Genomic DNA, 19,442 nt, shown 5'->3' with positions numbered 1-19,442 from the left:
CGTCTCACAGCGCGACCTGCAATCTTCAGGCAAGACCAGCCCGTATCCGAAGAGGAGAACCAGGTTATGGCTCAAGAAACAGTTCCTTACGGCCGAGTCACTCAAAAGAAACCTGCTGTGGCTGAGCTGCATATTCTGTGGATCACCGCTGGTCTTGGGTGTGACGGAGACACAGTGTCCATCACCGCAGCTACGCAGCCTAGTGTCGAGGATGTTGTTCTGGGCACGATTCCCGGCCTGCCCAAAGTCCACCTGCATAATCCAGTTCTCGCCTACGAAAATGGCGATGACTTTATGAAGTACTTCTACATGGCGGAGCAGGGAAAACTCGAGCCGTTCGTGTTGGTTATAGAAGGGTCGATCCCCAACGAGAAGATCAAGAAGGAAGGCTACTGGGCCGCCCTGGGAACCAACCCGCACACCGGACAGCCGATCACTACGAATGAGTGGATCGACCGCCTGACGCCCAAGGCGCTTGCTGTCGTGGCCTGTGGCACCTGCGCGACCTACGGCGGCATCCATGCGATGGAGGGCAATCCTACCGGCTGTATGGGACTGGCCGATTATCTAGGCTGGGATTGGAAGTCCAAAGCTGGTTTGCCGATCGTGAATGTTCCCGGATGCCCGGTGCAGCCTGACAACTTCATGGAGACACTTCTCTATCTTCTCTACCAGGTAGCTGGGCTGGCGCCGATGATTCCTCTCGACGACCAACTGCGGCCGACCTGGCTCTTCGGCACGACAGTACATGAGGGATGCGACCGCGCCGGGTACTACGAGCAGGGAGATTTTGCTACGTCTTATGGCTCTCCGAAGTGCATCGTGAAGCTGGGATGCTGGGGGCCTGTGGTGAACTGCAACGTGCCCAAACGCGGGTGGATGGCTGGCATCGGCGGTTGTCCCAATGTTGGCGGCATCTGCATCGGCTGCACCATGCCGGGCTTCCCTGACAAGTTCATGCCATTCATGGATGAGCCCCCTGGTGGCAAGTTGTCGAGCACCGCGATCGGTGTTTACGGCAAGGCGATTCGAGCTCTGCGAAAGATGACCAATGACACCGTGAATAAAGAGCCGAAGTGGCGTCATCCGCGGGCCGAACTGACAACAGGCTACCAACCCAATTCCTACTAACGAAGCCAAGGAGAGATCACGATGGGCACGATTACCGCTGTACGCACAGAGGCAGAGGCCGACAAGAGCCAGTTAGTAGAGATGAATTGGGATCCGATCACGCGGATCGTCGGCAGTCTCGGCATCTTCACCAAGATCGACTTTGGCAAACGCAAGGTTGCGGAGTGTCACAGCACCTCCTCCATCTTTCGCGGCTACAGCATCTTCATGAAGGGCAAAGATCCGCGCGACGCCCACTTCATCACCAGCCGCATCTGCGGCATCTGCGGCGACAACCATGCCACGTGCGCGACGTATGCGCAGAACATGGCCTTCGGGGTGCGACCGCCAGCCATCGCAGAGTGGATCGTGAACCTGGGCGAGGCCGCGGAGTATATGTTCGACCACAACATCTTTCAGGACAATCTTGTCGGCGTGGACTTCTGCGAGAAGATGGTGAAAGAGACCAATCCGGGCGTCTGGGAAAAAGCAACGAAGACCGCTGCGCCGCATGCAGAGCTGCACGGCTTCCGCACCATCGGCGACATCATGACGGCCCTTAATCCGTTTACGGGATCGTTCTATCGCGAGACTTTGCAGGTGAGTCGTTACACGCGCGAGATGTTCTGCCTGATGGAAGGCCGTCACGTTCATCCATCCACCCTGTATCCGGGCGGTGTAGGTACGGTGCCTACGGTGCAACTGTTTACGGACTATATCGTCCGGCTGATGAAGTACGTGGAGTTCATGAAGAAGGTCGTGCCGCTCCATGACGATCTCTTCGACTTCTTCTACGAAGCTCTCCCCGGCTACGAAGAGGTGGGCCGCAGGCGGATTCTTCTTGGATGCTGGGGCTCGTTCAATAACCCCGATGTCTGCGACTACACCTATCAGAAGATGACGGACTGGGGCCGCGGCATGTTCGTCACGCCGGGCGTAGTGGTCGATGGAAAACTTGTGACGACAGATCTGGTGGACATCAACCTGAACATCCGCATTCTGCTGGGGAGTTCGTACTATGACGACTGGCAGAACTCCGAGACCTTCGTCAGTAAAGATCCTCTGGGCAATCCAGTCGATCAGCGTCATCCCTGGAACCAGAGCACTCTGCCCAGGCCGCAGAAGCGCGACTTCAAGGACAAGTACACGTGGGTGATGTCGCCGCGTTGGTACGACGCGCGGACAAAAGACTACCTTGCACTCGATACGGGCGGCGGTCCGATCGCACGCTTCTGGGCAACCGCGCTGGCCGGCATCGTGGATATTGGCTACGTGAAGGCAACAGGGCACAGCGTCAAGATCTATCTGCCTAAGACCGTATCGCTTCCAGAGGTTGAGCTTGAGTGGAAGATTCCAAAGTGGAGCAATGCGATTGAGCGAGATCGCGCTCGCACTTACTTCCAGGCTTATGCTGCCGCGTCTGCGCTCCACTTCGCGGAGCAGGCGCTGGCGGAGTTGCATGCCGGCCGCACGAAGACCTGGAACGACTTCAAGGTGCCCGAGGAGGCGATCGGTTGCGGCTTCCACGAAGCGGTGCGCGGAGTCTTGTCGCACCACGTTGTGATCCGTAATCACAAGATCGCCAACTATCATCCGTATCCGCCTACCCCGTGGAATGCCAACCCGCGCGATATGTATGGAACTCCCGGGCCTTACGAGGATGCGGTGCAGAATACGCCGATCTTCGAGGAGAATGGCCCGGACAAGTTCAAGGGAATCGATATCATGCGCGCCGTGCGCAGCTTCGATCCTTGCCTGCCCTGCGGCGTTCACATGTACCTCGGGAATGGAAAGGTACTTGAGACCTCCCACTCGCCGATGTTCGGCTACCAGCCGTAGTTCGTACGTGTGACCGATTGAGAGTTGGAGGAGGCGTGTGGCTAACGACGGAGAGTTCCAGGAACAAGTCCGGCAGTTGGGTATGTTGATCGCACAATTTGACGAGCTGCCGGATAGCGACGCAAAGGTTGCGGGAAGGGAGCTGGTGCAGCTTCTTATGGAGGTGCATGGGAGAGGCCTGGAGCGGGCGATGGAGATTGTCTTCGATGCCGGAAATTTTGCCCCGGGGATCGTCGACAAGATGGGGCAGGACCCAATCGTTGGCAACCTGTTGCTGCTCTACTCCCTTCATCCGGACGAGTTCGAAACTCGCGTACAAAAAGCAATAGAGCGTATGCGTCCTCGTCTACGCAAACTCTCCTGCACGGTTGAGCTCGAGGGCGTGCACGAAGGTGCCGTTCGTGTCCGTCTGTCGACTTCGGGCCACAGCTGCGGATCTTCTACGAACGATCTGCGGTCGATTGTGGAGGATGGGATGTATGAGTTTGCGCCGGACGTGACGTCGCTGGAAGTTCTGGGACTGGAGGAGTCAACGCCTGCAGGCTTTGTCACACTGGAAAGCTTAATGGGTCAGCGGCTCGCAGGGGTAGGTGCCACCGGCAATCCCCTGGAAAGAGATGGTGTCGATTGAGAGCACCCTCGACGATCACGAAAAGAGTTTGCTATGAATGAGGAGACCCTGCCGCCATTCGAACAGGCCTTCGGAGCGCTGCGTCAGTTCACGCGCGCACGACGTTCCGCATCGCGTCCGCTGGAGCAGTGCGAGTTATGCAGCGCGGGGCTGGCGCAGGACCACCCGCACCTGGTGGAGTTGACTTCGCGGCAGATCCTGTGTGCCTGCGATGCATGCGCCATGCTCTTCGATGGAATGGAGAAGTCAAAGTACAAGCGCGTCTCCCGCCGTGCTCAGCACCTGATCGACTTCGAGATGACTGACGGACAGTGGGAGAGCCTGCTCATTCCAATTAACATGGCGTTCTTCTTTCGCTCGAGCATCGAAGGCAGAGTCATAGCGCTCTATCCTAGCCCGGCGGGCGCGGTCGAGTCGCTGCTGCCGCTCGAAGCGTGGAATGAGATTGCAGAGGGTAATCGGCCATTGAGCCGCCTCCTGCCCGATGTCGAAGCCCTGCTGGTCAACCGGGTGGGCCATGCTCATGGGCTCGCGCAGGCCGAGTACTACATCGCTCCGATCGATGAATGTTACAAATTGGTGGGCCTGATCCGTACCAACTGGAGAGGCCTCTCCGGAGGAGCTGCTGTCTGGACAGAGATAGGGCGATTCTTCTTGGAACTGCGATCGAAGGCAGACCCAGTGGGCGGAGAAGCCAATGCCTGACCTGAGCTTTCAGATCGAAGGAGCGAGCGTTGTTCCATTCGCAGCCGCGCCCACACTTGCTTTCAAACTCCAGGTAAAGAATGCCGCCGTCAATGAGACGATTCACACCATTGCGCTGCGTTGTCAGATTCAAATCGAAGTCACCCGTCGACGCTACGCACCAGAGGAGCAGGAGCGCATGCTCGACCTCTTCGGAACGCCAGACAGGTGGAGTCAGACGCTGCGCAGCCTGCACTGGACCAACCTCAATATGGTCATTCCTGCTTTCGCGGGCGCAGCCACGGTAGCCGATCTTCACGTCCCCTGCACCTTCGACTTCAATGTTGCTGCCACCAAATACTTCGAAGGGCTCACGGAGGGGGACATTCCTCTCAACATCTTTTTTAGTGGCACAGTCTTCTACGCGCCGCCGGATAGTGGGCTGCAGGTGGCGCCGATCTCCTGGGAGCAGGAGGCGAGATTCAAACTCCCCGTGAAGATCTGGCGCGAGATGATGGACTCTTACTATCCCAATCAGGTCTGGCTGAGTTTGCGGCGAGATGTCTTCGATCGCCTCTATCGCTACAAGATGCAGCACGGCATTCCCAGCTGGGAGCAAACACTCGAAGAAGTTCTCCCCATGGAAGCGACGGTGAAATCGTGAATCTGGACCGGGTGGAAAAGATCGCAGAGGCGGTGCTGTACGAAGGATACATGCTGTATCCGTACCGGCCGTCTTCGGTCAAAAACCAGCGGCGCTGGAACTTCGGAGTGCTTTGTCCCCAGGCTTACAGCGAATCGCAGCAGGGATCAGAGGCGTGGATGATGCAGACCGAGTGCCTGATCAAAGCCACTCCATCCACGAGGCTCAGCGTGAAGCTGCGTTTCCTGCAGATAGTGAAGCGCTCCATCGGCAAGCTTCGCACTCTGGGACACGAGGTGCCTGAGGGCATGGAGCCGGAGTTCGATGCAGTCGATCGTCTCGAAGTAGCTGGCCGCGTCTTTCAACCCTGGCAGGAGGCTGTTGAACGGGAACACACCTCCGCGGCGCTGGACCCTGCGTCGCTCTCGTCGCTTGCTCCACTCTATCTGACGTTTCCGGCGGGAAAAAACTTCGAATACCTGCATGATGAACTGGGAAGGGCAGTCGGAGTGATTGTCCGAGAGTGGGAGAATCTAACGGCATCGATGCAGTTTGGTTCGACACTGAGCTGTGATGGAGTGTTCATGGTGACGGTTCGCGTCCGCAATCTCTCCTTCTTCGAACCTCTGGCTACTGCTGACCGCGAAGACGCACTTGCGTTCTCGCTGGTGTCCGCACATACCATTCTGGGGGTAGAGCACGGGGAGTTCGTCTCCCTGCTTGATCCACCCGCGGAGTTCAAAGATATTGCCGTTCATTGCAACAACATCGGAACGTGGCCAGTGCTTGTTGGGGATCTGGCGGAGACGGTGCTCTCGTCGCCCATTATTCTTTATGACTATCCGCAGATCGCTCCGGAGAGCGCAGGCAATCTCTTTGACTCAACCGAGATCGACGAGATCCTCTCCCTGCGAATCCTTACACTGACCGACGACGAAAAACGCGAGATGCGGCAATCCGACGATCGCGCACGAGAGATTCTGGAGCGCACCGAGACAATGCCGGAAGAGCAGTTCAGGAAGCTTCATGGCGTGTTGCGCGGATTGACTCCGGTCAAAGAGGAGGCGCTATGAATCACTGGGAGTGGAGTCTCCTTGAAGAGAAGGAGCAGGTCGATCATGTGATGATTGGGGGCGTCGAAGTGCGGACTGGCCATCGCGTCCGTCTGAATCCCCATGAGGGCGGGGACATTCTCGACCTTGCGCTGCGCGGACAAGTAGCGACGGTCGAAAGCATTGAACAGGACTACGAAGGACAGCAGCACATCTGTGTGGTTCTCGAAGACGATCCCGGACGCGACCTCGGGATGATGCGTCAGCCGGGGCATCGGTTTTTCTTCAAAGTGACCGAGATCGAACCGCTCCCGGAAGAAGAGCAGGGCCAGAGAAAAACTGCGTCGCAAGCTCGAATTCTGATTGCCGGTATTGGCAATATCTTTCTTGGGGATGATGGGTTTGGAGTAGAGGTGGTGCGACGACTCGCGGGCTCCACGCTACCTGAAGAAGTGCGCGTCGTTGATTTCGGCATCCGTGGCCTGGATCTTGTCTATGCCTTACAGGACCGTTACGAGACCACCATTCTTATCGACGCTTACCCGCACGGACAACCACCGGGGACGGTCTCGGTCGTCGAACTGGATCCGAACGAAGCTGCAGAGCCGTCGGGAAACTTGCTGGAACCGCATAGCATGCATCCCATGAACGTCTTGCGTATGGCGAGCGCAACGCATGGGCCGCTCAAGCGGGTGATGTTGATCGGTTGCGAGCCGGCAACACTGGGGGGAGACGAAGGCCAAATGGGACTGAGTCAACCAGTTGAGGTTGCTGTAGAGCAAGCTGTGAAGACGACTGAGGCCTTGATAAGAAAAATCCTGGAAGGCAAATCCGTTTGAGGACAGCCTGAAAAAGAAGCTGCGGCAAAAGGAGAGTCGATATGTCAATGGAACTGGAAGGATCAACAACCAACGGAGTAGGCACCGACAAGGAAATTCTTTACATGCTGGGAGGTGTGGCCATGATTGTGTTTGGAGCGGGACTGATACTCTCCAACCCATTCATTCGCCGCTATATGTCGCAAATAGGAATCGGCAATCTCGCCCAGGTAGCGATGCCGGATGTTCAACGGTATCTAAAGATGCGGGCAATGTAAAAAGCTCGCGCAGAAACAGGATGGGGCATGCAGGGTGACAAATTCAATGGAAACGGCAAAAGCCACGCTTGTTCTTTACGTCGTCGATGCCAGGGCGAGTCGATTCACGGTGCAGGCTTTCGCCACGGGGCTGTTGTCTGCGGTGGGGCACAATCCGACCATCGGCGTCCGCAACTTCAGCGGCAGTGTGAGCTTCAGTCCGGAGGCGCGCCAGGGAAGCGAACTTCGATTGAACATCAAAGCCAATTCGCTGAGCGTCCAGGACGACATCTCCGATAAAGATAGCCGCGAGATCGAGAGAATTATGAATGAGCAGGTACTGGAGACAGCGAAGTATCCCGAGATCGTCTACGAAGCACCGATAGTCTCCATCGCAAGAATGGGAGAATCTCTGTACACTGCCGCTCTTGACGGGAGCTTGACCCTTCACGGCGTCACACGCAGGCAGCCGGTTACTGCCCGTGTCGCTGTCTTCGGGACGATGCTGCGAGCCTCGGGAGATTTCACACTGAAGCAAACCGACTACGAGATCAAACTGGTCTCCGTAGCGGGAGGAGCGATCAAGCTCAAGGACGAATTGAAGTTCTCCTTCGAGATGGTAGCGCGGGAACAGGAGTGACAACTATGGCCTTCATGGTAGAGAATCATGCGTCCGGGAAGGGAGCCACCCCATGTGCCTAGCCATACCGGGCAAGATTGTTGAGCTGATTGCCGGTCCGAATCTTGTAGGCGTCGTGGAAGTGACTGGAGTTCGCCGCAAGGTCCAGTTGGGTCTGCTCGAAGACGACATGCCAAAGATCGGCGATTGGGTTTTGATTCACGTCGGATTTGCGATGTCCAAAATCAGCGAGCGGGATGCTGCAGAACAGATGCGCCTGCTGACAGCGTTGGGCGAAGCAGAACAAGTGATGGAGGAGGTGCGGGGGTATGGTTTCGAAGACAGCGCAGACCGCGCCGGTCCGGTCCCATTGAATGGGAAGCATCACGCTTAGGGAGATTGATCATGCAATATGTGGACGAATTTCGCGACCCTGAACTGATCACTAGAGCCTCTGAAGAGATTCGCCGTCTCGCCGATCCCAAGCGGCACTACCGCATCATGGAAGTGTGTGGCGGCCACACGCATGCCATCTACCGCTTCGGACTCAAGGATATTCTGCCTTCGAATATCGAACTCATCCATGGGCCCGGTTGTCCTGTGTGTGTTCTGCCGATGGGAAGGATCGACGATGGATTGGCTATCGCCAAAGCGCCCAACACCATCTTCGCGGCCTTCGGTGACATGATGCGCGTTCCGGGAGCACATGGCAGCCCACTGGAGCACAAGGCCCGCGGCACCGATGTGCGGATCGTGTACTCTCCTGCGGACGCGTTAGAACTGGCTAGAAAATATCCCGAGAAGGAAGTCATCTTCTTTGCAATCGGATTTGAGACAACGGCTCCCTCCACTGCTCTTACGCTGATGAGCGCCAAGGCTGAGGGCATTCACAACTTTTCAGTCTTCTGCAATCACGTCACGATCGTTCCCGCAATCCGCGCCATTCTCGATTCTCCGGATATGCGTCTTGATGGATTCATCGGCCCGGGGCACGTTTCGACGGTGATCGGTTGCAGGCCGTATGAGTGGATCGCCAGGAATGAGGGCAAACCGGTAGTGACCTCGGGCTTCGAGCCTCTGGATCTACTGCAATCCATTGTTATGCTCTTGCGGCAGATGCAGGCGGGCGAGGCCAAAGTCGAGAATCAGTACAAGCGCGTGGTGCCGTGGGAGGGCAATCGCGCAGCACTCAAAGCAATGGCCGAAGTCTTCGAGCTGCGGCCGTACTTTGAGTGGCGAGGACTTGGATTTATCTCTCAGTCGGCATTACGCCTTCGCGAGAAGTACGCCGCGTGGGACGCTGAGCTACGTTACTCCGTTCCGGAGACGCGAGTGACGGACCCGAAGGCGGCACAATGCGGCGAAGTACTAAAAGGTGTTTTGAAACCGGCGCAGTGTAAGTTGTTCGGGAAAGAGTGCACCCCCGAACATCCGATCGGCGCGCTTATGGTTTCGTCAGAGGGCTCATGCGCAGCATATTACAACTACGAGTACCGCAAATCGCTGGTGACGAGGATCAGCTCCGTGGCCTGAAGATTGAACCTCCGGCCGCAAGTTCGCCCTCTGTGGTTCGATTTCGCGATCCGCAGATTGAAATGGCGCACGGAGCCGGTGGGAAGGCCAGCCGAAGACTGGTCGAAGGTCTGTTTGCGCCGCTTCTCTATCCAGGTTCGCAGGAGCCTCTGAACGATGCCGCGCATCTTGAAGTAGGGGGCACGCGAATTGCCTTCACAGCCGACAGTTTTGTCGTCAAGCCTCTGCGCTTTCCAGGTGGCTCAATCGGCGAACTAGCCATCAACGGTACGATGAACGACCTCGCTGTCTCCGGGGCCAAAGGCGTTGCCATCACTGTAACCTTCGTTCTCGAAGAAGGTCTTGCCGCCTCTGTCCTCGAAGCCGAAGTCCGCGCCATGTCGAAGGCGTTGAAGAAGGCAGGAGCCGTGATAGCCGGTGGAGACACCAAGGTTGTCGAACGCGGCAAAGCTGACGGTATGTACATCACAACTGCGGGGATCGGCACCCCGTTGCCTGGTATCAAAGTCGATGCGCGTTCGGTGCGTCCAGGCGACAAGATCCTTTTGTCCGGTCCGATCGGCGATCACGGGATCACGATTCTTCTGGCTCGCGGCGATCTCGATTTCGAAGCAGATCTGTGTTCCGACACACGGTCGGTGCTGCCGCTGGTTGAAGCGCTCGCAGCCGAGTGCGGCCCCGGAATTCGATGGATGCGCGACCCAACGCGTGGCGGCGTAGCTACCGCTCTCAACGAGCTTGCGCGCGATAGTGGCCTGGGGATCGAGTTGCTTGAAGAGGAGATTCCCATGCACGATGCGGTTCGTGGCGCCTGCGAACTGCTCGGATTGGATCCACTCCACATCGCCAACGAAGGCCAGTTTCTCGCGATCGTCTCTTCGGAGTATGCTGACATCGCCTTGAACGCGCTGCAGCAGACCGCAGGCGGTGAAGAAGCGCGGATGATCGGGCAGGTACAAGTCGAGCCCGCCAACGCTGTTCTGGTCACCACTCGCTATGGAGGCAGTCGGATCGTGGACATGTTGGTCGGCGATCCTCTGCCGCGGATCTGCTAGGACCTCGTATGCAAACTGCCGTCAATCTCGCAGCACACATTGAAGAGCGGTTGCTCCTGCGCAACGAGATCCTGGAAGACTTCTTTTCGCAGCAGGCCCGAACGCTGGCTATCGCCTGCCGCGAGATGTCGGAACGTTTCCTGAAGGGAGGGCGGTTGCTGGCATTTGGACGCGGACCCTACTCTACCGACGCCCAACACGTCTCCGTCGAGTTCGTTCATCCTGTGATCGTTGGCAAACGCGCTCTGCCTGCGCTCGATCTCTCCTCGCTCCTGCGCCCATGGCTCGATGCCATTCTTCGCCCGGAAGATATTGTCATGGGCTTCGGTCCGCCGGAAGGAGATCCTGAGGTGTGGGCGGCTTTGGAGTCGGCAGAGGCGCGAGGAGCAATGACCTTCGCGTTGCCCGGCCCAAGCGGATCCTACGCGCTGAAGGCGGTGACCCAAGACCCGTTCATTCATCAGGAACTGGTCGAGATTTTTTATCACACGCTATGGGAGACGGTTCACGTTTTCTTAGAACATCGCGAACTCGGTCAGGACGTGGGTCAAGCAGAGTTTCTCTATCCTTTCCTCGGTCAGAAGAAGCAGGAGACTGCCGGCATCGTCGAGGATGTCGCGGCTTCCATCCAGATGAAAGTGCGTGACGATACGCGGTTGCGTACCCGTCTCGCCACAGAACAATCCGAACAAATCGGCGCGGCGGCCCTTGCCATACGAGAGCGCCTGCTGCGTGGCGGAAAGTTGATTCTCTTTGGCAACGGCGGCTCCGCAACCGACGCGAACGATTGGGCGATGGACTGTGTTCTTCCTCCAGCCGGATACGAGACCATCCCAGCAATCTCGCTTTCCATGGAGCCAGCCAACATCACCGCGCTGGCCAACGACGTGGGCGTTGAAGTGATCTTCCTGCGCCAACTCCTGGCGCACGCGAAACCGCAGGATGTGGCGATCGGAATCTCCACCAGCGGCGGCTCGCGCAATATCGTGATGGCCCTGGAAGAGGCCCGCAAGCGCAACCTGCTGACGGTTGCTCTGCTGGGCAACGACGGGGGAGAGATCTATCGCCGAGGTCTGGTAGACCATCCGATCATTGTTCGCAGTGACTATATTCCGCGCATTCAAGAGGTGCAGGCCTCCGCCTATCACGTGCTGCGCGAGACGTTGGAGGTGCTGCGCCATGGCCATGCTTGAGCTCTATGGAAGCGCTCGATGCCCCTACACCCAGGAGTTGCGTGAGTGGCTGGAGTGGACCAGACGCGACTTCACGGAGTACGACGTCGAGGCAGACTCCGAAGCGCGCGCCCGCATGAATGCACTCGACAGCAGCGTACGCACGGTGCCTGTGCTGGTGGAAGACGGCAAGGTCATCCAGGTGGGCTGGCAAGGCAGGGGCTGCATCGTGGGGTCGGATTAGCGATGTCGAGTGCCTGCTCAATTCGTGTGCGCGGCGTGGTGCAGGGAGTTGGCTTTCGCCCTTTCGTGTACCGTCTGGCGCAAGCTAACACGCTCGCCGGGTGGGTGCTCAACGGCGATCAGGGCGTGGAGATTCATCTGGAAGGCGCTGAACGAGACATGGAAGCCTTCGTTGAAGAGATGCAGAGCAAGCATCCTGCCGCCTCCATCATCTCCGAGGTTGAAGTCGAGCCTGCACTCTTTGAAGACCTGAACGAATTCACCATTCGAGAGAGTCACCGCGCAGGCCGCCCAACGGCCCACGTCTCGCCCGATCTCCCTGTCTGCGACGACTGTTTGAACGAGTGCTTCGACCCATCCGATCGGCGATATAGATACCCCTACGTCAACTGCACCAACTGCGGCCCCCGCTACAGCGTCATCCTCGCGTTGCCCTACGATCGAGCCAACACCACGATGAGGGAGTGGCCGATGGATACATACTGCGACTCGGAGTATCACAACCCGGCGAATCGCAGGTTTCATGCGCAGCCTGTAGCGTGTCCCGACTGTGGGCCGAACTTCGCACTTCGACAGAACGGACTCGACTCGGCTCGTGGTTGGGATGCGATTCGAAAGACAGCCGAGCTCCTCCGGGAGGGCAGCATCGTCGCGATCAAAGGGCTGGGCGGATATCATCTGGCTTGCGATGCGCGCAACCCGATAGCGACGGCTGCTCTGCGTGTGAGGAAGTACCGCAAGGAGAAGCCTTTTGCTCTGATGACCAGAGACGTGGAGGCAGCGCGCCGGCTGGTCTGTCTCACCTCCGAGACTGAGACGCTGCTTACATCATCGGCCCGTCCGATTGTGCTGGCGCGGGCTCGACTGGAACTCGAAGGCGTCTCGCCTGACAATCATGACCTCGGTGTGATGTTGCCCTACACACCGCTTCATCACCTTCTCTTCGCTGCGGGCGCGCCGGAAGCGCTCGTGATGACCAGTGCCAATCGCTCGCATGAACCAATCACCTATGAGGATGCGGACGCGAAGAAGCGGCTCTCCGGAATCGCGGATGCGTTCCTAATCGGCGAACGTCCGATTGCGCGGCGAGTGGAGGATTCAATAGCTCGAGTAGGGACCTTCGGCCCGGTGATTCTTCGCCGGTCTCGCGGATACGCGCCGAGCGCAGTGGCAAAGCTGCCGATCAAGCGCCCGGTGTTGGCCCTAGGCTCGGACCTGAAGAACACGATTACGCTGGTAGTTGACGGCCACGCTTTTGTCAGCCACCACATTGGCGACCTCTCCCACTATCAGGCGTTCCAGGCCTTTGCGAAAACGATTGAGGATCTCCTCTCGATGTATGACGTCGACACTCGCGATCTGCTTGTGGTGCACGATTGTCATCCTCAATACGCTTCGACGAGTCATGCCGCGATGCTCCCGGCTCAGGAGACGCGGGCGATACAGCATCATCGCGCTCACCTGGCTTCGGTTCTGGCAGAACGCGGCGAGTGGGAGAAGAGAGTGATTGGTGTCAGCTTTGATGGAACCGGCTTCGGCGATGATGGCAGCATCTGGGGCGGCGAGATTTTTACAGGAAGTCTCGCACGAGGCTTCGAACGCGTTGCTCATCTACGCGAAGCGGCTCTTCCCGGAGGCGATGGTGCCGCGCAATATCCGGTACAGGCCGCATCCGGTTTCCTGGCTCAGATCAATGGTTTGACCGACTTAACCCAGTCGCCATTCCACTTTACTTCGCGCTACCAGAACGCCATGCAACTGATCCGCCGTGGGGTACGGACTTTTTCGACGACTTCGGTGGGCAGGCTCTTCGATGCCGCTGCCGCGCTGTTGGGTTTTGTGAGAGAGAACACGTTTGAAGGTCAGGCTGCCATTTGGCTGGAGCAGCTGGCACGCGACTCCTCGAGTGCGGAAGCCTATCCCTTCCCCATCACGGACGAGGAGCTCGATTTCCGCCCGCTGCTCGATGCAGTCATTCGTGACCGGCTGCGTGGCTGCGGAGTGTCTGATATCGCACGCTGTTTTCAACGTGGAGTCGCTGCGGTAACCGCCGAGCTTACTCTCCAACTCTGCCACAGCCACGCGATTGACACAGTCGTGCTCTCAGGAGGCGTCTTCCAGAACGAATTGCTACTCGAAGACTTGAAATCTCTTCTCCTGCCCCACCGTCTCGAGATCTGGACGAACCACGCAGTGCCTCCCAACGACGGTGGGATCAGCCTTGGGCAGGCCGCGCTTGCCGCATTCGGCAACTTCAACGATGCGAAGTCCTCCGTTCGCGTAGGAGCCATCCATGCATGAGCTTTCGATTGCGATGAGCATCGTCGATATGGCACAGGAGGAGGCAGAGCGCCGCAACGTACGCGTAGAAGCGGTCCACCTGGAGCTTGGAGCTCTCTCGGGCGTCGTGAAGGAGGCGCTTCTTTTCTCCTTCGAAATAGCTTGCGATGGTACCCCGCTCGAAGGGTCGCGTCTGGTAGTAAAAGACGTGCCCATAGAGGTTTACTGTCCGGCATGCAACCTGCCAAAGATTTTGGCGTCGATGCAGTGGTTCTGTTGTCCTGACTGCGGAGCACAGACGGCTGAAGTGATCCATGGAAAAGAACTCGTCATTACTGCCTTGGAGCTAAAACAATGAGTCATGAACCGCGCCTGCTGGAAGTTCGGAAGAATGTTCTCAAGCAAAATGACGTCATCGCACGCGCCTTGCGAGACCGGTTTCGCTCGCAGGGAACCTATGTCATCAGCCTGGTCTCGAGCCCTGGCGCTGGGAAGACTACCTTTCTCGAAAAGACTCTCACCCTGCTCAGACCGCATTGTCGCGTAGCTGCACTGGTAGGCGATCTGGCGACGGAGAACGACGCGATCCGGCTCGCACGCAGTGGGGCACCCGTGCGGCAGATCACCACCGGAACGCTCTGCCACCTTGAAGCGGCCATGGTGGAGCACTCCTTGAACGATTGGAATTTAGGCCAACTCGATCTCCTCTTCATCGAAAACGTGGGTAATCTGGTCTGTCCCGCGTCCTATGATCTGGGAGAAGATCTCAGGTTGGTGCTGCTATCCGTAACGGAGGGCGAGGATAAGCCGCTCAAATACCCGACGATCTTCAACAGCGCCGACGCAGCGGTCATCACCAAGATCGATCTGGCAGCGGCGGTGGAGTTCGATGATCTGACCGCCAACGCGAACATTCAGGCGGTGCGGCCAGGGATGTCCGTATTCAAAGTTTCGGCGAAGACTGGCGAGGGGATGGACGCCTTCTTGCAGTTCCTTGCGCAGAAACATGCGCGAAGCTCACAAAAGACCACAGTGTAGACGCCGGCATGGTGAATTGCATCGAAACAGGAGTATAAAGCGAGCAACGAATGTCCGAGGTGACTTACATGATGAAACTTTTAGCTGCTGCCGCAGGAATCGGTGCAATTGTAGTAATGATAATGATCGCTCCCGACGTCTCCCGTTATCTCAGAATCCGATCCATGTGAGATGCTGCGGCTTGAGCAATCGCTACCCTCGAAACTCTGGCTGCCCTTTAAGCAGAGTGATTCGCCGATCGGTCAGGCGTCCGAGATAGTCTCAGCCTGGGATCGAGGATCGTTACGGATCAATTACCTCCGTCGTTGGAATGTAGGTTTGTGAGTATGCGCAGTCGCAACTATTACCGAACTGTTACCTGCACCCTATAGCCATGCCTCCTGAGCGGCGTTAGCCTCCACTAGAGGCAGGCGCATGGCGACTCTTGTAACAAAACCGCAAAAAGCTGGCAGTCCCCGCATCGCCGAAGTGGTACAGGCGAAGTCGGCGGAGTTCAACTGGATATTCTTCGTCGTCATCGCGGCATTTCACGTGGGAGCCGTAGCGGCGCTGTTTACCTTCTATTGGTCTTCTGTCGTCGTATTTCTCGTGATGTGGCTCTTCGGTCAGAACGTAGGCATCGCCATCAGCTATCACCGCCAACTGACGCATCGCAGCTTCACGACGCCTAAGTGGTTGGAGTATGCCATGGCGGTCTGTGGCACCATGGCGCTGCAGGGCAGTCCAACGTACTGGGTCTCCGTACATCGTATGCACCACCAGTACACCGACAAGCCTGGCGATCCGCACTCTCCCCGCGACGGCAAATGGTGGTCGCACATGGGATGGATCCTGCGCGGCTCTCTTCACAGCGAGACCACCACGCTCGCTCACTATGCGCCGGATCTGGAACGCGATCGCTTCTACCGGTGGCTGGCGGTATGGCACTGGCTCCCGATCACCCTGACAGGGATTGCTCTGCTCGGTGGCGGCACCGCTCTCGGCGGATGGAAGCTGGGCCTCTCCTGGTTGCTATGGGGAACATTTCTTCGCATCACCATTGGCTTTCACACCACCTGGTTGGTCAATTCGGCGACGCATCTGTGGGGCTCGCGCCGTTTCAAAACCCGCGACGACTCAACCAACAACTGGTGGGTCGCCCTGTTGACCGGCGGAGAAGGCTGGCACAACAATCACCATGCCCATCCTGTCTCTGCCAGCCACGGCATGGCTTGGTGGGAGCTGGACTTCAACTACTGGGGCATCAAACTCTTGGCAATGCTGGGTCTGGCGAAGAACGTGAAAGTGGCGCATCTCACGGCGATGCCCGCAGAGCCAACGACCCCACTCAATCTCTGACGCCCTACCGAGTCTTCATGCGACGGCGCTCGATGTCTTCGCGAGCGCCGTCGTGTCAGCGCAAGGCTTTTATCACTACAGCTGAAACTAGATCAGCCATGTCCCAGGGTCCCGGTATCCACGTAGATTGTCCCCGGAGTTGAGGTCAAATGAGGCTGCTTCACACCGTCAGGCGTCCAGCTGAAGGTGTAGGTTTTTCCGGCAGCATAAGGGTTAGGCTCGGTTCCTTCCGGATAATTTGTAGGGTTCGGCCAGGTCTCATTCTGGTTCAGCGACTTGGTATGGGGGAGATGGGGGCAGAAATACTTCGAATAGGTGCTGGTGAAGGTACCCGAGACTTGGGCGACAAACTGCAGGGTGTCCGTAGCTCCCATAGTCACTTCGATTGGAGCAGTTGAATCAGTAAGAGGGACAACAACGATCGACAAGATGATTCTCCTTTGGTTGAGATTAGCGGGATCGGGTTAGGGTGAAGGTTTTCCGGAACGAAGTGTGGGTTCGCTAATGAGTCCTTGCAACTTTGGCTCATCCCGAAGTTTGTCGAGAGAATAACCCTTGCGGATGGCTGTCTCAAGATACTTCACAGCTTGCTTGCGGTCACCACACAGTTCGTAGGCAATAGAAACGTTCGCCAGTATGTCCGGGTCATCAGGCGCTAACGCAAGCGCGGTCTGGACGTGCTCCAAAGCCTTCTCCCGCGCCCCGTCCTCTACTAGCATCAACCCCAGCAAGGACTGCGCGAGTGCATCTTGCGGCTTTAGCTGGATATTCTGTTCGAGCAGCGGTACGATTCGTCTCCTGACCGCCTCTGCCTTCGAGCTGTCTCCAATCCGCTCGTAGTCGATGAGCAAGTTGTTCCAAACCATGTAGTCGTGTTCATTCAGTTGCAGAGCTTTCTCATTCACCTCTGCAGACTCCTTATACCGCCTCTGCGAAAGGTAAAGGCTCGCCAGATTTGCATACGCAGGATAACTTGGTTCCAGCTCGATCGATCTCTTCAGCGCCTGCTCCGCCGCCGGAAGCGCTTTAGCGTCGGCCGAATCGATATAGGTTGCGCCCAGGTTGAGATACACCTCCGCGTTGTCGGGCGTCATCTCAAGCGCTCTCTGCAACGCCTTGATCGCCTCGGGATACCTCCCCTGGCGGTCATAGAAGTGGCCGATCAGGTTATAGCTCTCCCAGTCGTCCGGCTTCAACGCGACGGCCTTTTGGTAAGCAGCTTCTGCATCGGCAACGCGACCAGCCCGCTCATAGGCGCGTGCCAGCCCTCGCACCGCCAGCGCGTTTCGCGGATCGAGTGTGAGAGCGTGTTGAAACTCCTGCAGCGCAAGCTCCCGCTTCCCGCTCACGTCGTGAATTCGCCCCAGCGTAACGTAGGCCGCAGGCAAACTGCCGTCGAGCTGGATCGCCCTCTCAAGGTTTCCCTGAGCTTCGTCCAGCCAATGTTGATTCTTATCCAGTTGATACTTGATTCGATACGCCTCTCCAAGCTGACCGTAGCCAAGCGCGAACTTCGGATCGGTCTTGATCGACTCACCCAGTAGGTTGATCGCCCGATCCAGGTTTCCTGCCTTGTCGTAACGCTGCATATAGCCCAGCGCTGTCAGGTAGTTCTCATATGCCGCAGGCACAACCGATCCGCCAGTGTTGTGCAGCATCTCGGCGGACACGGGCAGGTCCATCAGGTGCGCCAGTCGCGATACCGCCTCATCCTGCAGCGCAGCGAGATCTCCAGCCTGATCCACAACATCGACCGAACCAATCAGGCGAAGATTCTCTGTATTGATCAGGTTGAGGTTTAGGTTTATCGCCGCTCCATCGCGCCGAATGCTTCCGCTGATCACCAGATTTGCGCCAAGCGTTTTGAGCGCAGCGGCGGGGTCCATCACCTTGAGACGCCGGATCTCGCTCGCCGGAATCACCCATAGCGCCTTGTTGCCAACATCGAGATTGGAGAGCCTCCCCGACAGCGTATCCACCAGGCCCTCGCTCAGCGCTTCGTTCTCCGGATTATTTCCAATGTTGGTAAAAGGAAGAACTGCGATATGCTCTTCGCCCACTCTTATGCGGGAACCAAAAAGTTGTTCGCGGACCCGAGGAAAGAGAAACAGACAGGCCAATAGAACAAACCCACAGAGGCCGAGGCCCAGTGGCAGCCATCGGTTTCGAGGCTTCTGTGCCCTGGACCAGGTAGAGATGGAAGCTTGCTCGACGTACTTGCGGATGTCGTTGGACCGATGCGTGGTCTTTCTACCAGTCGCTTCTTTTCGATTGGTTGAATCGTTCGAAAGCTCTGTTCGTGCAGCCTGCAGATCCGCCAGCATCTCTGAGCAATGCTGATACCGCTTCTCGGCGTCCTTCGAGAGGGCGCGATAGATGATTCCCTGCAGTGCGATGGGCAAACCGTCAAGCGACTGTGGAGGCTCATTGAGGATCGCAACCAGAATCGCCGGAATCGCTCCGCGCTCAAAGGGATTTCGCCCCGTCAGCATCTCCGCCAGAACCACTCCAAGGGACCATATATCTGTTCGCTGATCCGTTCGATGGCCCAACGCCTGTTCCGGCGAGACGTACTTGATCGATCCCACGATGCCGCTCGCCGTAGCCGTCTCGGCGCTAATCAGACGAGCCAATCCAAAGTCGACGATCTTAACAGACCCGGAGTTCGTCAGCATCACGTTCGACGGCTTGATGTCGCGATGCACAATCTGATGCGCGTGGGCTTCGCACAGCCCGAGCGCGATCTGAATCGCAACATCGACGGCCTCTACCGTGCTCAGCGGAGCTTTGGCAATCCTTTGAGCCAGAGATAGACCGTCATAGAAGCCCATGACAATAAACGCGCGCCCATCCGCCGTCTCTTCAATCCCGTGGATGACGCCGATGTTCGGGTGGTCGAGGGACGAAGCCATTCGAGCTTCGAGGACAAAATACTCTCTCTCGCGAACATCAGCGTTCAGCAGAGTGGGTAGAAATTTAAGCGCAACCGTCCTCTCGAGCTTGGCGTCCCAGGCACGATACACAACACCCATTCCGCCGGCACCAGCGATGCCCAGGATCTCGTAGTTATTCCCAACCAGTTCTCCCACCGGGAGAGCGTTAGTAACCTCTGCCATTGAAATTCGCTCAT

General features: G+C 57.5%; 21 protein-coding genes. 19 read left to right on the top strand and 2 right to left on the bottom strand.

Annotation, left to right across the window (positions count from 1 at the left end):
- Positions 1 to 66 precede the first annotated feature (66 nt).
- The 19 genes from HDF09_RS08180 (at position 67) to HDF09_RS08095 (ending at position 16,312) form a co-directional block, all read left to right on the top strand.
- The gene (locus HDF09_RS08180) at positions 67 to 1,131 is read left to right on the top strand and encodes an NADH-quinone oxidoreductase subunit B family protein (protein ID WP_183764498.1); all 1,065 of its coding nucleotides are present in this window, start codon (positions 67 to 69) and stop codon (positions 1,129 to 1,131) included.
- 21 nt (positions 1,132 to 1,152) lie between these two features.
- A complete protein-coding gene (locus HDF09_RS08175; protein ID WP_183764496.1) occupies positions 1,153 to 2,949 on the top strand; it encodes a nickel-dependent hydrogenase large subunit in 1,797 nt (598 codons plus the stop codon).
- 37 nt (positions 2,950 to 2,986) lie between these two features.
- Entirely contained in the window at positions 2,987 to 3,580 is a 594-nt protein-coding gene (locus HDF09_RS08170; RefSeq protein ID WP_183764493.1) for a NifU family protein, read from the top strand.
- A 33-nt stretch (positions 3,581 to 3,613) separates the two neighbouring features.
- Positions 3,614 to 4,285: a DUF5947 family protein gene (locus tag HDF09_RS08165; protein WP_183764491.1), complete on the top strand. Its 672-nt coding sequence runs from the start codon at positions 3,614 to 3,616 to the stop codon at positions 4,283 to 4,285.
- Positions 4,278 to 4,928 carry a DUF6084 family protein gene (locus tag HDF09_RS08160; RefSeq protein ID WP_183764488.1) on the top strand — a complete coding sequence of 217 codons (651 nt, stop codon included), beginning with the start codon at positions 4,278 to 4,280 and terminating at the stop codon, positions 4,926 to 4,928. The genes HDF09_RS08165 and HDF09_RS08160 overlap by 8 nt, the downstream gene beginning before the upstream one ends.
- Positions 4,925 to 5,980 carry a hypothetical protein gene (locus tag HDF09_RS08155; RefSeq protein WP_183764486.1) on the top strand — a complete coding sequence of 352 codons (1,056 nt, stop codon included), beginning with the start codon at positions 4,925 to 4,927 and terminating at the stop codon, positions 5,978 to 5,980. Before HDF09_RS08160 ends, HDF09_RS08155 begins: the two co-directional genes overlap by 4 nt.
- Positions 5,977 to 6,798, top strand: coding sequence for a hydrogenase maturation protease (locus tag HDF09_RS08150; protein ID WP_221270072.1), 822 nt, complete (start codon positions 5,977 to 5,979; stop codon positions 6,796 to 6,798). The genes HDF09_RS08155 and HDF09_RS08150 overlap by 4 nt, the downstream gene beginning before the upstream one ends.
- 41 nt (positions 6,799 to 6,839) lie before the next feature.
- Positions 6,840 to 7,055, top strand: a complete 216-nt coding sequence (locus tag HDF09_RS08145) for a DUF6893 family small protein (protein WP_183764484.1) — start codon at positions 6,840 to 6,842, stop codon at positions 7,053 to 7,055.
- Between the two features lie 46 nt (positions 7,056 to 7,101).
- Positions 7,102 to 7,674, top strand: coding sequence for a YceI family protein (locus tag HDF09_RS08140; RefSeq protein ID WP_183764482.1), 573 nt, complete (start codon positions 7,102 to 7,104; stop codon positions 7,672 to 7,674).
- Between the two features lie 52 nt (positions 7,675 to 7,726).
- Positions 7,727 to 8,047: a HypC/HybG/HupF family hydrogenase formation chaperone gene (locus HDF09_RS08135; protein ID WP_183764478.1), complete on the top strand. Its 321-nt coding sequence runs from the start codon at positions 7,727 to 7,729 to the stop codon at positions 8,045 to 8,047.
- Between the two features lie 11 nt (positions 8,048 to 8,058).
- On the top strand, positions 8,059 to 9,186 hold the full coding sequence (gene hypD, locus HDF09_RS08130; RefSeq protein WP_183764475.1) for a hydrogenase formation protein HypD: 1,128 nt from the start codon (positions 8,059 to 8,061) through the stop codon (positions 9,184 to 9,186).
- 62 nt (positions 9,187 to 9,248) lie between these two features.
- Positions 9,249 to 10,241: a hydrogenase expression/formation protein HypE gene (gene hypE / locus HDF09_RS08125; RefSeq protein WP_260181020.1), complete on the top strand. Its 993-nt coding sequence runs from the start codon at positions 9,249 to 9,251 to the stop codon at positions 10,239 to 10,241.
- An 8-nt stretch (positions 10,242 to 10,249) separates the two neighbouring features.
- Positions 10,250 to 11,434, top strand: coding sequence for an SIS domain-containing protein (locus HDF09_RS08120; protein WP_183764469.1), 1,185 nt, complete (start codon positions 10,250 to 10,252; stop codon positions 11,432 to 11,434).
- Positions 11,421 to 11,657 carry a Uxx-star family glutaredoxin-like (seleno)protein gene (locus HDF09_RS08115; protein WP_183764466.1) on the top strand — a complete coding sequence of 79 codons (237 nt, stop codon included), beginning with the start codon at positions 11,421 to 11,423 and terminating at the stop codon, positions 11,655 to 11,657. Before HDF09_RS08120 ends, HDF09_RS08115 begins: the two co-directional genes overlap by 14 nt.
- Positions 11,658 to 11,659: 2 nt before the next feature.
- On the top strand, positions 11,660 to 13,957 hold the full coding sequence (hypF, locus tag HDF09_RS08110) for a carbamoyltransferase HypF (RefSeq protein WP_183764462.1): 2,298 nt from the start codon (positions 11,660 to 11,662) through the stop codon (positions 13,955 to 13,957).
- The gene (locus HDF09_RS08105; protein ID WP_183764459.1) at positions 13,950 to 14,294 is read left to right on the top strand and encodes a hydrogenase maturation nickel metallochaperone HypA/HybF; all 345 of its coding nucleotides are present in this window, start codon (positions 13,950 to 13,952) and stop codon (positions 14,292 to 14,294) included. Before hypF ends, HDF09_RS08105 begins: the two co-directional genes overlap by 8 nt.
- A complete protein-coding gene (hypB, locus tag HDF09_RS08100; protein WP_183764456.1) occupies positions 14,291 to 14,974 on the top strand; it encodes a hydrogenase nickel incorporation protein HypB in 684 nt (227 codons plus the stop codon). Before HDF09_RS08105 ends, hypB begins: the two co-directional genes overlap by 4 nt.
- Positions 14,975 to 15,024: 50 nt before the next feature.
- Positions 15,025 to 15,144: a DUF6893 family small protein gene (locus HDF09_RS21290; protein WP_406704342.1), complete on the top strand. Its 120-nt coding sequence runs from the start codon at positions 15,025 to 15,027 to the stop codon at positions 15,142 to 15,144.
- Between the two features lie 244 nt (positions 15,145 to 15,388).
- Positions 15,389 to 16,312: an acyl-CoA desaturase gene (locus HDF09_RS08095; protein WP_183764453.1), complete on the top strand. Its 924-nt coding sequence runs from the start codon at positions 15,389 to 15,391 to the stop codon at positions 16,310 to 16,312.
- A gap of 92 nt (positions 16,313 to 16,404) precedes the next feature.
- Here HDF09_RS08095 and HDF09_RS08090 read toward each other — a convergent pair whose 3' ends face one another.
- Positions 16,405 to 16,740 carry a hypothetical protein gene (locus tag HDF09_RS08090; protein ID WP_183764450.1) on the bottom strand — a complete coding sequence of 112 codons (336 nt, stop codon included), beginning with the start codon at positions 16,738 to 16,740 and terminating at the stop codon, positions 16,405 to 16,407.
- 36 nt (positions 16,741 to 16,776) lie between these two features.
- Positions 16,777 to 19,428, bottom strand: a complete 2,652-nt coding sequence (locus HDF09_RS08085) for a serine/threonine-protein kinase (RefSeq protein WP_183764447.1) — start codon at positions 19,426 to 19,428, stop codon at positions 16,777 to 16,779.
- Positions 19,429 to 19,442: the final 14 nt, after the last annotated feature.

It is taken from the genome of Edaphobacter lichenicola (assembly GCF_014201315.1).
Taxonomy (GTDB): Bacteria; Acidobacteriota; Terriglobia; order Terriglobales; family Acidobacteriaceae; genus Edaphobacter; species Edaphobacter lichenicola_B.
This window is presented reverse-complemented; position numbering and strand designations above follow the sequence as displayed.

Excerpts from the sequence above, each read along its gene's own strand:
- HDF09_RS08115 (WP_183764466.1), top strand. The coding sequence starts at position 11,421 with ATGGCCATGCTTGAGCTCTATGGAAGCGCTCGATGCCCCTACACCCAG.
- HDF09_RS08085 (WP_183764447.1), bottom strand. The coding sequence starts at position 19,428 with ATGGCAGAGGTTACTAACGCTCTCCCGGTGGGAGAACTGGTTGGGAAT.
- HDF09_RS08105 (WP_183764459.1), top strand. The coding sequence starts at position 13,950 with ATGCATGAGCTTTCGATTGCGATGAGCATCGTCGATATGGCACAGGAG.
- HDF09_RS08165 (WP_183764491.1), top strand. The coding sequence starts at position 3,614 with ATGAATGAGGAGACCCTGCCGCCATTCGAACAGGCCTTCGGAGCGCTG.
- HDF09_RS08135 (WP_183764478.1), top strand. The coding sequence starts at position 7,727 with ATGTGCCTAGCCATACCGGGCAAGATTGTTGAGCTGATTGCCGGTCCG.
- HDF09_RS08150 (WP_221270072.1), top strand. The coding sequence starts at position 5,977 with ATGAATCACTGGGAGTGGAGTCTCCTTGAAGAGAAGGAGCAGGTCGAT.
- HDF09_RS08140 (WP_183764482.1), top strand. The coding sequence starts at position 7,102 with ATGGAAACGGCAAAAGCCACGCTTGTTCTTTACGTCGTCGATGCCAGG.
- hypE (WP_260181020.1), top strand. The coding sequence starts at position 9,249 with ATGGCGCACGGAGCCGGTGGGAAGGCCAGCCGAAGACTGGTCGAAGGT.
- HDF09_RS08145 (WP_183764484.1), top strand. The coding sequence starts at position 6,840 with ATGTCAATGGAACTGGAAGGATCAACAACCAACGGAGTAGGCACCGAC.
- HDF09_RS08160 (WP_183764488.1), top strand. The coding sequence starts at position 4,278 with ATGCCTGACCTGAGCTTTCAGATCGAAGGAGCGAGCGTTGTTCCATTC.
- hypF (WP_183764462.1), top strand. The coding sequence starts at position 11,660 with ATGTCGAGTGCCTGCTCAATTCGTGTGCGCGGCGTGGTGCAGGGAGTT.
- HDF09_RS08175 (WP_183764496.1), top strand. The coding sequence starts at position 1,153 with ATGGGCACGATTACCGCTGTACGCACAGAGGCAGAGGCCGACAAGAGC.
- HDF09_RS08095 (WP_183764453.1), top strand. The coding sequence starts at position 15,389 with ATGGCGACTCTTGTAACAAAACCGCAAAAAGCTGGCAGTCCCCGCATC.
- HDF09_RS08120 (WP_183764469.1), top strand. The coding sequence starts at position 10,250 with ATGCAAACTGCCGTCAATCTCGCAGCACACATTGAAGAGCGGTTGCTC.
- HDF09_RS21290 (WP_406704342.1), top strand. The coding sequence starts at position 15,025 with ATGTCCGAGGTGACTTACATGATGAAACTTTTAGCTGCTGCCGCAGGA.
- hypD (WP_183764475.1), top strand. The coding sequence starts at position 8,059 with ATGCAATATGTGGACGAATTTCGCGACCCTGAACTGATCACTAGAGCC.
- hypB (WP_183764456.1), top strand. The coding sequence starts at position 14,291 with ATGAGTCATGAACCGCGCCTGCTGGAAGTTCGGAAGAATGTTCTCAAG.
- HDF09_RS08180 (WP_183764498.1), top strand. The coding sequence starts at position 67 with ATGGCTCAAGAAACAGTTCCTTACGGCCGAGTCACTCAAAAGAAACCT.